This is a genomic window from Nonomuraea indica (assembly GCF_002850745.1).
Classification (GTDB): domain Bacteria; phylum Actinomycetota; class Actinomycetes; order Streptosporangiales; family Streptosporangiaceae; genus Nonomuraea; species Nonomuraea indica.
This window is the reverse complement of the sequence record NZ_KZ559479.1, coordinates 156908-170418: the sequence shown is the minus strand read 5'-3', so window position 1 is coordinate 170418 and position 13511 is coordinate 156908. Positions and strand designations below refer to the sequence as shown.

At 74.2% G+C, this 13511-nt stretch carries 14 protein-coding genes; 5 read left to right on the top strand and 9 right to left on the bottom strand.

The window, feature by feature from the left end; all coding sequences use genetic code 11:
• Positions 1–18: 18 nt before the first annotated feature.
• Both CXR44_RS29890 and CXR44_RS29885 read right to left on the bottom strand, forming a co-directional pair.
• Complete coding sequence (locus tag CXR44_RS29890) at positions 19–702, bottom strand: ABC transporter ATP-binding protein (RefSeq protein ID WP_101789471.1); 684 nt, start codon at positions 700–702, stop codon at positions 19–21.
• Positions 699–1787 (bottom strand): ABC transporter permease, encoded by a 1089-nt coding sequence (locus tag CXR44_RS29885; protein ID WP_101789470.1) that lies wholly within the window; start codon positions 1785–1787, stop codon positions 699–701. The genes CXR44_RS29890 and CXR44_RS29885 overlap by 4 nt, the downstream gene beginning before the upstream one ends.
• Positions 1788–1951: 164 nt before the next feature.
• On the opposite strand from CXR44_RS29885, the gene CXR44_RS29880 reads away from it, so the two are divergent.
• Positions 1952–3172, top strand: coding sequence for a sensor histidine kinase (locus CXR44_RS29880; RefSeq protein WP_101789469.1), 1221 nt, complete (start codon positions 1952–1954; stop codon positions 3170–3172).
• Positions 3169–3804, top strand: coding sequence for a response regulator (locus CXR44_RS29875; RefSeq protein WP_101789468.1), 636 nt, complete (start codon positions 3169–3171; stop codon positions 3802–3804). The genes CXR44_RS29880 and CXR44_RS29875 overlap by 4 nt, the downstream gene beginning before the upstream one ends.
• Here CXR44_RS29875 and CXR44_RS29870 read toward each other — a convergent pair.
• Positions 3791–5170: a cytochrome b gene (locus tag CXR44_RS29870; protein WP_101789467.1), complete on the bottom strand. Its 1380-nt coding sequence runs from the start codon at positions 5168–5170 to the stop codon at positions 3791–3793. The genes CXR44_RS29875 and CXR44_RS29870 overlap by 14 nt on opposite strands.
• 233 nt (positions 5171–5403) lie before the next feature.
• On the opposite strand from CXR44_RS29870, the gene CXR44_RS29865 reads away from it, so the two are divergent.
• On the top strand, positions 5404–5745 hold the full coding sequence (locus CXR44_RS29865) for a DUF5713 family protein (protein WP_101789466.1): 342 nt from the start codon (positions 5404–5406) through the stop codon (positions 5743–5745).
• A gap of 250 nt (positions 5746–5995) precedes the next feature.
• Positions 5996–7444, top strand: a complete 1449-nt coding sequence (argG, locus tag CXR44_RS29860) for an argininosuccinate synthase (protein WP_101789465.1) — start codon at positions 5996–5998, stop codon at positions 7442–7444.
• Positions 7445–7584: 140 nt separating this feature from the next.
• Here the strand turns inward: argG and CXR44_RS29855 are convergent, their stop codons facing one another.
• The 6 genes from CXR44_RS29855 to CXR44_RS29835 form a co-directional block, all read right to left on the bottom strand.
• On the bottom strand, positions 7585–8592 hold the full coding sequence (locus tag CXR44_RS29855; protein ID WP_101789464.1) for a LacI family DNA-binding transcriptional regulator: 1008 nt from the start codon (positions 8590–8592) through the stop codon (positions 7585–7587).
• Entirely contained in the window at positions 8589–8966 is a 378-nt protein-coding gene (locus CXR44_RS29850; RefSeq protein WP_101789463.1) for a Gfo/Idh/MocA family oxidoreductase, read from the bottom strand. The genes CXR44_RS29855 and CXR44_RS29850 overlap by 4 nt, the downstream gene beginning before the upstream one ends.
• On the bottom strand, positions 8918–9061 hold the full coding sequence (locus CXR44_RS39750) for a hypothetical protein (RefSeq protein ID WP_180903770.1): 144 nt from the start codon (positions 9059–9061) through the stop codon (positions 8918–8920). Before CXR44_RS39750 ends, CXR44_RS29850 begins: the two co-directional genes overlap by 49 nt.
• Before the next feature lie 34 nt (positions 9062–9095).
• A complete protein-coding gene (locus CXR44_RS29845) occupies positions 9096–9944 on the bottom strand; it encodes an amidohydrolase family protein (protein WP_101789462.1) in 849 nt (282 codons plus the stop codon).
• Between the two features lie 159 nt (positions 9945–10103).
• Complete coding sequence (locus CXR44_RS29840; protein ID WP_180903769.1) at positions 10104–11897, bottom strand: aldehyde ferredoxin oxidoreductase C-terminal domain-containing protein; 1794 nt, start codon at positions 11895–11897, stop codon at positions 10104–10106.
• Positions 11898–12076: 179 nt separating this feature from the next.
• A complete protein-coding gene (locus tag CXR44_RS29835; protein WP_101789460.1) occupies positions 12077–12718 on the bottom strand; it encodes a TetR/AcrR family transcriptional regulator in 642 nt (213 codons plus the stop codon).
• A gap of 95 nt (positions 12719–12813) precedes the next feature.
• On the opposite strand from CXR44_RS29835, the gene CXR44_RS29830 reads away from it, so the two are divergent.
• The gene (locus CXR44_RS29830) at positions 12814–13455 is read left to right on the top strand and encodes a DUF998 domain-containing protein (RefSeq protein WP_101789459.1); all 642 of its coding nucleotides are present in this window, start codon (positions 12814–12816) and stop codon (positions 13453–13455) included.
• The last annotated feature ends 56 nt before the right edge of the window (positions 13456–13511 follow it).

The following is a 13511-nucleotide window of genomic DNA, read 5'->3' as shown; positions in this document are numbered from 1 at the left end:
TCCCCGATCGCCGGAGGGTCATCGGGATCGCGCGGGGAGGCGGAGCCGCCCGTCGTGGACCTCGGCGATCCGGTCGGCCGCGGTGAGGTGGGCGCGGTCGTGCGTGACCAGGACGGTCGCCGTGACCTGCTGGTGGGTCAGGCGGGTGATCAGGTCGATGACGGCGGCGCCACGTTCGTGGTCGAGGGCGCTGGTGGGCTCGTCGACCAGCAGGACGGTGGGGTCGTTCATGAGGGCGCGGGCGATGTTGACGCGCTGGCGCTGGCCGCCGGAGAGCTGGTGGGGGCGCCGGTCGGCCTGGCCGGCGAGGCCGACGGCGTCGAGCAGCTCCATGGCCCGGTCCCGTGCGGTGCGTGGCCTGCGGCCGTCGATCTGCGCCATGACCTGGAGCTGTTCGGCGGCGGTGAGTGAGGGCAGCAGGTTGGGCTGCTGGAACACGATGCCGATCTTGCGTCGGCGCAGGTCGGTCAGTTGCGCGCGGGTCATGCCGGTGGTGTCGGCGCCGTCGACGGTGACGGTGCCGCTGTCGGGGGTGATGAGGGTGGCGGCGACGGCGAGGAGGCTGGACTTGCCGGACCCGGACGGGCCGACGACGGCGGTCAGGCTGCCCCGGGGCACCTCCAGGGTGACGTGGTCGAGGGCGGTCAGGCGGGAGTCGCCGTCGGGATAGGTGAGGGTGATGCCGGTCAGGTGCAGGCTCATCGGGCGCTCCCCAGGGCGGTCAGCGGGTCGACGGAGGTGATGCGGCGGATGGACAGGGCGGCCCCGAGCGCGCCGAGCGCGATCATCACGGCGGCCGGGAGGAGGACGGTGGCGGGGGTGAGGAGGAACGGCACGGACGTGCCGAGGACGAGGGCGCCGAGGCCGGCGGCGATGCCGGTGCCGATCAGGGTGCCGCCGGCCAGCAGGACGACGGCCTGGCCGAGCGCGTCCTTGAGCAGGGCCGCGGTGGAGGCGCCCAGTGCCTTGAGCACGGCGACGTCACCGCTGCGCTGGATGGTCCACACGGTGAAGAAGGCGCCGATGACCAGGGCCGAGATCGCGAACAGGAAGCCGCGCATGAGCTGCAGGGAGCCGTTCTCGGAGGTGTAGGAGCCGATCGCGGACAGCGAGTCGTCCTTGGTGACCGTCCTCGTGCCCGCCGCCTCGTCGGCGGCGCGCACGTCGGTGCCGGAGGCGGTGTCCAGGGCGATGACGGTGGCGGCCGGCCCGTCGGTCGCGCCGGTGGGCGGGGCGGTCTTCCGCCACAGGCCGAGGCTGGTCCAGACGACGGGGGTGTGGCTGAAGGAGGCGTCCCCGCTCACGGCGGCGACGGTCACCTCCCGCCCGGCGAGGGTGAAGGTGTCGCCCGCGCGCACGCCGAGGTCGTCGGCGGCGGCGGTGGACAGGACCGCCGTGTGGTCGTCGATCCGGTCGCTGTGGGGGGCGATGGCGGAACCGGTCCGGACGCCGAAGGCCGACACCCCGGTGCTCCTGGTTCCGGCGCTCGCCCGGGTGGTGGTGATGCCGAGCGGCTCGGCGCTGTTGACGCCGGGCGTCCCGGCCCACCGCTGCCACTGCTTCTCGGTGACGGTGGAGTTCGCGTACGACAGCTCCTCCCCCTCGCCGGGCGCCCCGAAGGCGATCCGGTCCACGGGCAGGGTGGTGATCGCGGAGACGTTCTGCAGGCCCAGCCCGGCGGTCAGCCCGGACAGCAGCCCGACGAGCAGCGTGATCAGCACGATGACGGTTCCCATCAGGGCGAAACGTCCCTTGGCGAACTTGAGGTCCCTCCAGGCGACGAACACGGCCTTCCCTTCATGCGGTCGATGCGGTGGGCGTCCACCGTCGCAGCCCGCCCTGCGTACGGGCATCCGGCCCACGACAGCACCTGGCGCGCCGAAAGGCGGCGGCCCGGTTGTCACTTTCGATGGAGGCCCGACCCGGCGTGGCTCCATAGGCTGGGAGGACTGTGAACGCCACCGCCCCTCCCCTGACCCCCACCGGCCGGACGCTGACCTGGTGCCTGCACCTGCTGGTCGTCGCCCTGCTGGTCCTCACCGCCGGCCGCGCCGTGACCGACGGCCGCCCGCACGCCGGCGCGGTCGTCGCCGCCGCCGCCGCGTGCGGGCTGGTCTACGCGGCCGGTCCTGCGCTGCCCCGCGTGAGCCGCTCGCGGCGGTCCGCCGCGCTGTGGCTGGCCGCCGTGGGCGCCGTCTGGCTGGCCCTGCTGGCCCTGTCCGCCGACGGGGTGTGGGTGGCGTTCCCGCTGTACTTCCTGCAGCTGCACCTGCTGTCCCGCCGCGCCGGCCTGGCCGCCGTGACGGCCACCGCGGCGGCGGCCATCACGGGTTTCGCCGCGCATCAGGGCGCCTTCAGTGCGGCGACGGCGATCGGCCCGGCGCTCGGCGCCGCCGTGGTGGTGGCGGTGGTGTGGGGGTACCAGGCCCTGTACCGGGAGAGCGAACGACGCCGCCGCCTGATCGAGGAGCTCACCGCCACCCGCGCCGACCTGGCCGAGGCCCAGCACGCCGCCGGCGTGCTGGCCGAACGTGAACGCCTGGCGCGCGAGATCCACGACACGCTCGCCCAGGGCCTGTCGAGCATCCAGCTGCTGCTGCGCGCCGCCGAACGCGCCCTGCCCGGCACGGCGCACGGCGCCGCCCGCTACGTCGGCCAGGCCCGTCAGGCCGCCGTCGACAACCTCGCCGAGGCCCGCCGTCTCGTCGCCGCCCTCGCCCCGCCCGCACTGGAGGGCAGCACCTTGACCGACGCCCTGCGGCGCCTGTGCGCCACCACCAGCGCCCGCCACCGGCTCACCGCGCGTTTCCACCTCGCCGGCGAGCCCGTACCGCTGCCGACCGCCCACGAGGTCGCGCTGCTGCGCGTCGCCCAGTCGGCTCTCGCCAACACCGTCCGGCACGCCGGGGCCGCCACCGCCGAGGTCACCCTCGGCTACCTCGGCGACCACGTCGCCGTGGACGTCGTCGACGACGGGCGCGGCTTCGACCCCGATCACCTGCCCGTCGCCGACCCGCGGACCGGCGGGTTCGGGCTGGCCGCCATGCGCGCCCGCGTCCACGCGCTCGGCGGCGCCCTCACCGTCGTGTCCTCCCCCGGGCACGGCACCGCCCTGTCCGCCCGCCTGCCCCTCGACCGGCCCGCCGATCCCGCACCCGAGGCCCGCCCATGACCGACACACCTCTTCGCCTGCTGCTGGCCGACGACCACCCCGTCGTGCGGGCCGGGCTGCGTGCCGTGCTGGAGACCGAGGACGGCATCGAGGTGGTGGCCGAGAGCGCCACCGCCGAGGACGCCGTCACCCGCGCGGCCCAGGGCGACATCGACGTCGTCCTCATGGACCTGCAGTTCGGCAAGGGGATGAACGGCGCCGAGGCGACCGCCGCCATCACCGCCCGGCCCGGCGCGCCCCGCGTGCTGATCGTCACCACCTACGACACCGACGCCGACATCCTCCCCGCCATCGAGGCCGGCGCCACCGGCTACCTCCTCAAGGACGCCCCTCCCGAGGACCTGGCCGCCGCCGTGCGCACCGCCGCGGCGGGCCGCGTCACGCTGGCGCCCACCGTCGCGGACCGGCTGATGAACCGGCTGCGCGCCCCGGGCACGGCCCTGACCCGGCGCGAGACCGAAGTGCTCGCCCTGGTCGCCGAGGGCCTGTCCAACCAGGCCATCGGCAGCCGGCTCCACCTCACGGAGGGGACCGTCAAGTCGCACCTGGCCCGCGTCTACGCCAAGCTCGGGGTCGACTCCCGTACCGCGGCCGTCGCCGCCGCCACCGAGCTCGGCCTCATCCGGCGGTGACGGCCGGCCGATCGTGGTCCTCGGACCGGTCGTGGAACGCGCCCTGCGCGGTCCGGACGATCACTCCGCTCTCGGGTCCGTGTTCCCCGGCGTCCCGTTCACGCAGTTGCAGGCCCAGGCAGAGCCGGTGGGTCACCCAGAAGGCGATGACCGGGCCGATGACCACGGCGAACCTGAAGAAGATCGTCACGGCTTCCACCGAGAGCTGGAACTCGTGCGCCAGCTGGTCGTTGGCCGCCGCGGCCCACAGCAGTCCGTAGAAGGCGACCCCGGCGGCGGCGACACCCGTTCTCACCGGCGCCTCGCGCGGCCGGTCGAGTACGGTGGCGCCGGTCCACTCGCCGGCCATGCGGCTCCTGGTCTTGGGCCGGCCGAGCGCGTCGTACCGGGTGAGGCGTCCGACGGCGAGCCGCTCCGCCATGGGGTAGGCGGCCAGGGCGGTGAAGAAGACGCCGGGCATGATCAGGGCGGGCAGCAGGACCGCGAGGCTGAGCGTGTGGTCCCCGAGGGTGAGCTCCCATCCCGGCATGATCCGCAACGCGCCGTCGAGGAAGCCCATGTACCAGTCGGGCACCGATCCCGCGGAGATCTGGCCGGGGCCCGCGGGGCCGTACAACCAGATCGGGGCGATCTGGAAGCCCATCCCGAGGATGACGAGCACCCCGACCGTCGCCCCCGCCATCAGGGGGCGCGCGCCCCGCCGTCCCGGGGCCGACGCGGCGAACCGCGAATGGCCGTGCCGCCGCACCAGCCGTTCGCGGGCGCCGAGGAGCACGGCTACCGCGGCCGGGATCACGAGCGCGTGCACCCAGTACATGACGGGGATGATGCTCTCGCCGGGGAACTCCGGGCCGAAGAGCAGCTGCACCGCGGAGGTGCCCACCACGGGGATCGACAGGAGAGCCGACTGGATGAGCCACAGGCTCCCGCCCGAGAGCATGTCGTCGGGCAGGATGTTGCCGGTCTCCCCGGCGGCCATGCCCAGCGGCAGCAGCGTCACCCAGATCAGCCACTGCACCGTGCGCGGGCGGCGGAACGCACCGGTGACGAACATGCGCAGCAGCTGCAGCGCGATCGCCGCCACGAACACGAGCGTCGCCCAGTGGTGCATCTGCCGGACGAGCAGGCCGCCGCGCACCTCCAGGCTCAGGCGCATCGTCGAGTCGAACGCCTCGCTGACGGGAATGCCGCGCAGGGGCGTGTACACACCCTGGTACAGCACCGGAGACATGTCGGGGTCGTAGAAGACCATCAGGAACAGTCCGGTCACCACCAGGACGACGAAAGACCAGATCGCCACCTCGGCGAACATGAACGACCAATGACCGGACCGGAACGACCGGCGTTTCGGCGCCAGCGCGCGCATGGGGCCCCCTCGTTTCGGCTTTTACCCTCTAGACGCCGTCGGCCGGGGGGGTGTGACATCCGGAAGGCCCCAGGCGAGGGTGAGGTGCGTCATATCCGCCGGCCGCCGGAGGCTGACCGGCGGGCTTGTCGGTGCCGGGGCTTGTCGGTGCCGGGGACTGTCGGTGCCCGGGACTGTCGGTGCCGTGGGGCACCATCGAACTTCCGGACCGTAGACACGAACGGGAGATCGCGGTGCCCCCCACACACCGGCAGGTGGCCGGCCACAGGTTCCTCCAGCCTCTCTACGACGACGACTACTATCCCGATCACGTCGTCGACCGGGGCAGCGCGATCCTGGTGCGGCTGTGCGAGCGGATCGAGGCCGACCGGCCGTCGGACCTGGCGGCGCTCTACGCGCTCACGTGGGCCGCGACGGAGGAGTTCAACGACCTGGAGGCGGCCTTCGAGGCCGCGGGCAGCGAGATCGAGACCGTCGCCCGCGAGGCGATAGCCGACGAATTCTGGTTCGTGGCCTCGGCCTACGGGTTCGCGGAGGCCGACGCGGAGACGCTGATCGCCACCCGCGACTGGTGACGCCGGGGCCGCCCTGAGCGCGGCCGGACCACCGCCCCGCGCGTGGTGACGCCGGGGGGCGGCCCTGAGCGCGGTCAGGCACCCGCCCGTGACGGCCGGGGCGGCCCTGAGCGCGGCCGGAGTGCCGCCCCCGTTCACCGGGCGCTCTCTGCTCCTCTGCCGGGAAACCACCGCGGGGCACCCCCGCGTCCCACGCCGCAGCCGGGGCAACGTTGCATGGGCATGCATTGGTGTGTATATACTTCTACTCGTGTCCAAGGTACTCACCTCCCTGCCTGTCGGCGAACGTGTCGGCATCGCCTTCTCCGGCGGCCTCGACACCTCTGTTGCGGTCGCGTGGATGCGCGAGAAAGGTGCAGTGCCGTGCACCTACACCGCCGACATCGGCCAGTACGACGAGCCCGACATCGCCTCGGTGCCCGGCCGCGCCACCGCGTACGGCGCCGAGGTCGCCCGGCTGGTCGACTGCCGGGCGGCCCTCGTCGAGGAAGGCCTCGCGGCCCTGGCCTGCGGCGCCTTCCACATCCGCTCCGGTGGCCGCACCTACTTCAACACCACCCCGCTCGGCCGCGCCGTGACGGGCACCCTGCTGGTGCGCGCCATGCTCGAGGACGACGTGCAGATCTGGGGTGACGGCTCCACCTTCAAGGGCAACGACATCGAGCGGTTCTACCGCTACGGCCTGCTGGCCAACCCGTCCCTGCGCATCTACAAGCCGTGGCTCGACGCCGACTTCGTCAGCGAGCTCGGCGGCCGCCGCGAGATGTCGGAGTGGCTGCTCGCCCGCGACCTGCCCTACCGGGACAGCACCGAGAAGGCCTACTCCACCGACGCCAACATCTGGGGCGCGACCCACGAGGCCAAGTCCCTCGAGCACCTCGACACCGGCATCGAGATCGTCGAGCCGATCATGGGCGTCCGGTTCTGGGACCCGTCCGTCGAGATCGCCCCCGAGGACGTCACGATCGGCTTCGAGCAGGGCCGTCCGGTGACCATCAACGGCAAGGAGTTCGCCTCGGCGGTCGACCTGGTGCTGGAGGCCAACGCCATCGGCGGCCGGCACGGCATCGGCATGTCCGACCAGATCGAGAACCGGATCATCGAGGCCAAGAGCCGCGGCATCTACGAGGCGCCCGGCATGGCCCTGCTGCACGCCGCGTACGAGCGCCTGGTCAACGCGATCCACAACGAGGACACCCTCGCCAGCTACCACACCGAGGGCCGCAAGCTGGGCCGGCTGCTGTACGAGGGCCGCTGGCTCGACCCGCAGGCGCTGATGGTGCGCGAGTCGCTGCAGCGCTGGGTCGGCACCGCGGTCACCGGCGAGGTGACGCTGCGCCTGCGGCGTGGCGAGGACTACTCCGTCCTCGACACCACCGGGCCGGCGTTCAGCTACCACCCGGACAAGCTCTCCATGGAGCGGACCGAGGACTCCGCCTTCGGCCCGGTCGACCGCATCGGCCAGCTCACCATGCGCAACCTCGACATCGCCGACACGCGCGCCAAGCTGGAGCAGTACGCCGGCCTCGGGATGGTCGGCAGCTCGCACCAGACGCTGATCGGCGCCACCCCGGCGGCCCCGACCGAGCTGATCGGCGCGATGCCCGAGGGCGGCGCCGAGGCGATCGCCTCCACCGGCGAGGCGCCCACGGACGACGAGCTGCTCGACCACGCCGCGATGGAGTTCGGCACCGACTGACCACCGGTGATCACCGGCGCGTGCGGCTCAGTCCCCGCGCCGGCGCGGCCCGCTCCGCCCCGCGTTCCCCGGCCGTGAGCGGGGAGCGTGCGCGAGCGATCGATGCCGAGCGCTCGCGCACGCCCATCGGTACTGTCCTGTCACGGGGTGGGCGGGGGTGCGGTGGAGCGGCGCTGGATGAGGTCGATCGGGCCGTCCAGCACCTCCGCGACGGCTTCGTCCGGCTGCAGCCGGCCCAGCAGCGTGACACCGCGGCGGCCGAGCTCGGCCAGCGGCATGCGGACCGTGGTGAGCGCCGGGAACAGGTAGCTCGCGAGGTCCAGGTCGTGCACGGCGACGATCGAGATCTCGCGGGGGATCTCCAGTCCCGCCTTGCGCACGGCCTCCATCGCGCCGATCGCCGAGGCGACGTTCGCCACGAACACCGCCGTGGGCGGCTCGGCCGCCGCGAGCATGGTGGCCATCGCCGCCGCACCGCCCGCCGGGGTGTAGTCGGCGGCCACGATCGGCCCCTCGGGCAGGCCGGCGTCGCGCATGGCCGCCGAGTAGCCCGCCGACCTGCGGGTCGCCGTGTCGGCGCCGGCGGGGCCCGCGAGGTGGCCGATGCGCCGGTGCCCGAGCCGGGCCAGGTGCTCCACCGCGAGCGCGGCGGCGCGCTCGTCGTCGAGGACGACGGAGCGCCGCACGCTCCTGCTGCGGTGGTTCAGCATGATCCACGGGATGCCCGCCCGGTCGAGCTGCTCGACCAGGCCCGACTCGCCGCCCGCGCCGGCCAGCAGCAGCCCGTCGACGCGGCCCTGCCCCAGCCGGTCCATGTACCCGCCCAGCCCCGCGCCCGTGGCGCTGCCGGTGACCAGCACGTAGCCCTGTGCCGCCGCCTCCGCCTCCGCGCCCTTGATGATCTCGGCGTACACGGGGTTGGCGAAGTCGGGGACGAAGATCCCGAACATGTGGGCGCGCGCCGTGCGCAGGCTGCGCGCCGCGACGTTGGGCCGGTAGCCGAGCTGCTCGACCGCGGCCAGCACCCGCTCGCGGGTCTCGGGGCGGATGTTGAGCGTGGCGTCCTTGTTGACGACGCGCGAGACGACGGCCCGGTCGACGCGCGCCAGCGCGGCGACGTCGGCGAGGGTGACCCGGGAGCGCTTCATGCCGGTCCCAGGCGGCGGCTCTCGCCGCTGTCCATCGACGCGTACAGGGCTTCCAGCAGGCGCAGCGTCCCCAGGTCGTCGCGGCCGGACGTCTCCGGCTCGCCGCCCTCCGCGACCGCCGCCTCCTGGTCGCCGCTGCGGTTCTCGTGGGTGCCGTCCAGCGCCTGCCGGGCGATGTCCGGCTGCGCCCGCGGCGACACCGCGATGTCTACCGCGGCGACCCGGTCGTCGGCCGGCAGCTCGGCCGGCGACCCGTACGTCCTCGGCACGCCGTGGCGGGCGGCCACCTCGGCGGCGCGGGCCGGGTCGAGGACGTACGGGCCGGTCACCTCCAGTCCGGCCGCGCGGTAGGCGGGCAGGTGGGCCACGTCCACGACGGCCCCGCTCCGACGACGGCGACGGGCAGCCGGTGCCCGGCCGGGATGGACAGGTCGGCCGCGGCGGCGATCGGTGCGAGGAGGCCGATCACGATGCCTCCTTCGGGTCGGGTGTGCGGGCGTGGGTCACGTGGTCTCGGGCAGGCCGTAGAAGCGGGTGGCGGTGCCGCCGAGCACGGCGGCGCGCTCGGCGCGGGACAGCCCCGACAGCAGCGCGCCGGTCTCCCGCCACACCTGGGCGTAGTCGCCGGCGAGCAGGGCGACCGGCCAGTCGCTGCCGAACATCAGCCGGTCGGCGCCGAAGTGCTCCAGCGCGTGTTCCACGTACGGCCGCAGGTCGGCGGCGCTCCACGTGAGCGGGTCGGCCGCCGTGTTCAGGCCCGACACCTTCGCGTGCACCTGCGGGTACTCGGCGGCCCTGGCGATCAGCGACGCCCACGGCTCCCAGCCCTTCTCCCTGATCGGCGGCTTGGCCAGGTGGTCGATCACCATGCGCAGGCCGGGCACCCGCTCGGCCAGCACCGGGATGTGCTCCAGGTGCCGGGGCAGCACGGCGACCACGTCGAAGGGCAGGCCGGCCTCGGCGAGCAGGCCGAGCCCCTCGATCACGGCGTCCTGGAGCAGCCAGTCGGGGTCGGGCTCGTCGTGGATGAGATGCCGCACCCCGGCGAACCTGGGATGCGCGCGGTAGCGGGCGAGCGCCTCGGCCGCCTCGCCGGGGCGGTGCAGCGGCACCCAGCCGACCACCGCGCCGACGAAGTCGTACGTGTCCGCCTGCGCCAGCATCGCGTCGGTGTCGGCGTAGGAGTCCATCGACTGCACCAGGACCGTGCGGTCGACTCCCGCCGCCGCGAGCTGCGGGATCAGCTCATCGGGCTCGAACGTGCGGTGGATGGGGCCGTGCTCGGGCGTCAGCCAGGGGTAGGAGCCCGTCTCCAGGTTCCAGAAGTGCTGGTGGGCGTCGATGACGGACATCCCGCCTCCTCGCGTGATCAAACGATTGAGCGTGCACAACGTAGAGCCGTCCGGCGAAGGGTGTCAAAGCCGGTCGGCGGGTTTCGCCCCAGGTCATGCGCGGGCGCGCCTCGGGTCGTGCGGCGTCACGCCGACGCCGTACGACCCGGCCGCCGCCGGTCAGGCGAGGGCGCCGGGGCCGGTCCAGCCGAGCTCGGCGTAGAAGGCGGCGCGGGCCTCGGCGAAGCCCGCGCGGTCGAGGACGGCGCCCGCGTGCGGCCCCGCCGTGACGGGCTCGTCGTGGAGGCGGTCCGGCAGCGTGTCGCGCACGCCGCCCTCCCGCTCGGCGTACGCGCGCAGCCCGTCGAGCCGCCGCTGCCCCGCCTCCAGCAGGTCGTCCAGGGTGAACTCAGCGCCCAGGACGGCGGTCACCAGCGCGGTGAGGCGGTCGATCGTGAGCGGCCGGGTCGGCGAGGAGGCGAACACGCAGAGGTTGAGCGCGTCGAGGCCGCTCCACAGCCGCAGCAGGCGGGCGCTGCGGACCCCGCGTTCCTTGTCCAGCTCGCCCGCCGGCGCGGGCTCGGCGCCGACGCGTCTCGCCTCCGGGAAGCTGTACGTCAGCCCGACCTCGGGGTCGAAGTCCAGGTCGTGCTCGAGCGCGTCGTACCGGGGACCGCCGGGGGCGAGGGCGTAGCCGAGGCCGACGCCCGGCTGGACGCGCGGGTCGAAGCAGGGCAGTTCGGCGCCCTTGACCGTCATCGCGTACGGCACCGTCGCGGGCCCGAGCCACCGGGCGGCCCGCGCGGAGCCCTCGGCGAGCAGGTCGCCCAGCGTGCCGCCGCGCCGGGCGACGGACCTGATGAGGCGCGGCAGCGAGCCGGCGTCGCCGAAGGCCGGCCCGCCCGGCAGCAGCCCCCGCTCGGCGCACTCCATGGCGAAGGCCAGCGTGCCCCCGAGGGAGACGGGGTCCAGGCCGAGGTCGTTGCAGAGGGCGTTGGCGGTCAGGACGGCGTCGAGGTCGTCGATGCCCAGGTTCCAGCCGAGTGACAGGAACGCCTCCTGTCCGAGCCCGCCGGTCCGGCGTTCGTCGGCGTCCCGCGAGGCGTACACCTTGAGGCAGTCGTTCGGGCAGCCGGGACAGCCGCCGGTGGTGGCGACCGCGCGGCCGTCGTAGCCGGCGACGGCGGGGACCCGCAGGCCGTGCTCGCCCGGGACGGAGAAGTTGCGCACGGAGGCGTAGCCGGGGGCGGGCGGCTCGCCGGTCCAGCCGGCGAACCCGGGCTCGCCGTGCTGGAGCGCGGCGAGCGGGTTGGTGGCGAGCGAGCCGCGGTAGTGGGCGGCCAGCGCCTCGACGGCGGCCGGGTCGGCGACCGGGGCCGGGGCGTCGCCGACGCACACGACCGCCTTGAGGTTCTTGGCGCCGAAGACCGCGCCGATGCCGTAGCGCGCGGCGGGGAAGGCCAGGTCGGTGACCACGCTCGCGTACCTGACGAGCCGCTCCCCCGCCGGCCCGATCGCCGCGACGTGCGCGTGCGCGCCGTGACGGGCGCGCAGCGCGTCGGTCGCCGCGGCGACGCCGTAGCCGCGCAGGTCCTCGGCGTCGTGGACGGTGACGTGGCCGTCCTGGACGAGCAGGTACGACAGCCGTTCGGCCCGGCCGACGACGGCCAGCGCCCTGGCGCCCGCCCCGCGCATCCCCGCCGCGAACGGCCCGAGGGCGTGCGCCTCCCCGGCCACGCCGGTGAGCGGCGACTTGGCCAGGAACACGGCCTTGGCCAGGCCGGGCGCGGCGGTGCCGCCGAGCGCCCCGGCCGCGATGTAGAGCAGCGCGCGCGCGTCGTACGGGTCCAGCCCGGCGGGGGTGCGCTCGGCCATCAGGCGCAGGCCGAGGATCGACCCGCCATAGTGCCCCTTCTCGGCTGAGCGGAACTCGCGTTCCACGGTCCCGCTGGTCAGATCGACGATGAACGGCACGAACACTCTCCTCGGGCAGGGTGGTGCGGGGGACGGGACGGCACGCGACGCCCGGCCGTACCATCCCGGAAGCGGCACGACATCACATAACCCCCAAACGCCGCAACTCACCTCAGCCATCCATGAGCGGCCCCATCGTCGATCCGCGCGTCACCCCGCCCGCCCGTCGCGCGGTCGCGTCACAGCCCCCGTTCGACGAGGTCGATCAGCATGCGGGCGGCCTCGTCGGCCTGGGAGTCCTCCAGACCGCGGAGCGGGCCGTCGATGAGCAGGACGGCCAGCCCGTGAACGGAGGACCAGACGAGGAACTCGGCGCCCGCGCGGCGTCCGGCCGGCATCGCCCCGCAGCCGACCAGATCGTCCAGCGCGGCGCCGAGCAGCTGGAACGGCGTGCGTCCGCCGGCTCCCGCCGAATGGCCGGCCTCCGCCTCGGCCATGTCCGCCGGGACGAAGAACGCCGCGCGGAACAGGCCGGGCTCGGTGCGGGCGAACCGCAGGTAACCGGTGCCGATGGCGCGGAACCGCGCGCGGGCGGCCCGGACCGGGTCGTCGGCCGGAGGCAGGGCGGCCTGCTCCTCCTCCATGGTGCGGGCCAGCGCGGCCATCGCGGCCAGCGACACCTCGTGCACGAGGGCGTCGCGGTCGGCGAAGTGCCGGTAGGCGGCGTTCGGCGCCACCCCGGCGCGACGGGTGGCCTCGCGCAGCACCACCGCGTCGGGGCCGCCGGAACGGGCCAGTTCGAGGCCGGCCTCCAGCAGGGCCTGGCGGAGGTTGCCGTGCCGATAGGTACGCCGTCTGGCCGGTACGACCTGCTCGGACATGTTCTTCCCCCTTATGTGGACAGCATCCACATCTATGTGTATGGTTCTGCTCGCCAACGGATGTGGACATCGTACACATAAGGAGAGTGATCCCTGTGATCGACAAGCGAACCCGCCTTTTCCTGGCCGGCGGCGCCGTGGGCACGCCCCTGTTCTTCGCGGTCGCCCTCGCGCAGATCCCCGCGGCCGACGGCTTCGAGCTGGGTCCCCACATGATCAGCCAGCTGGCCGCCGGGGAGCTCGGCTGGATCCAGGTGGCCGGCTTCACCGTCACCGGCGTGCTGTTCCTGCTGACCGCGGTGGGCGTCCGGCGCACGCTGACCGATGGTCCGGGACGCACGTGGTTGCACCGTCTGGTCGCGGTGTTCGGCGCCGGGCTGATCGCCGCCGGCGTGCTGGTCGCCGACCCGGCGGCGGGTTTCCCCGTCGGAGCCGCGGCGGAGACGACCTGGCACGGGATCGGTCACGGCGTGGCCGCCATGGTGTCCGGAATCGCGCTGGCCGGGGCCACGCTGGTGCTGGCGCGCCGCGACCTGGCACAGGGACGGCGGGCGCGGGCCGCCGTCGGCATCGCCGTCACCCTGGTCTACCTGGTGCTCCCGTACGTCTACCCGCCCGAGATGGGCACGCTGTTCGCGCTGGGCTCCGCCGTCGCCTGGAGCTGGCTCGCGGCCTCCGCGCTGCGGCTGGCCACCCGCCCGGCTCCGGTGGTCGTGGCACGGCCGCGGCACGCGTGACGCGGCGCCGGCCGGAGCCCCCGGGCGGCGCCCGTAAGAAATCCTTAAGCGGGACC

Bases quoted from the DNA above. Each gene is read 5' to 3' on its own strand.
- CXR44_RS29870 (WP_101789467.1), bottom strand. From the start codon at position 5,170: ATGCGCGCGCTGGCGCCGAAACGCCGGTCGTTCCGGTCCGGTCATTGG.
- CXR44_RS29845 (WP_101789462.1), bottom strand. From the start codon at position 9,944: ATGTCCGTCATCGACGCCCACCAGCACTTCTGGAACCTGGAGACGGGC.
- CXR44_RS29835 (WP_101789460.1), bottom strand. From the start codon at position 12,718: ATGTCCGAGCAGGTCGTACCGGCCAGACGGCGTACCTATCGGCACGGC.
- CXR44_RS29890 (WP_101789471.1), bottom strand. From the start codon at position 702: ATGAGCCTGCACCTGACCGGCATCACCCTCACCTATCCCGACGGCGAC.
- CXR44_RS29875 (WP_101789468.1), top strand. From the start codon at position 3,169: ATGACCGACACACCTCTTCGCCTGCTGCTGGCCGACGACCACCCCGTC.
- CXR44_RS29855 (WP_101789464.1), bottom strand. From the start codon at position 8,592: ATGAAGCGCTCCCGGGTCACCCTCGCCGACGTCGCCGCGCTGGCGCGC.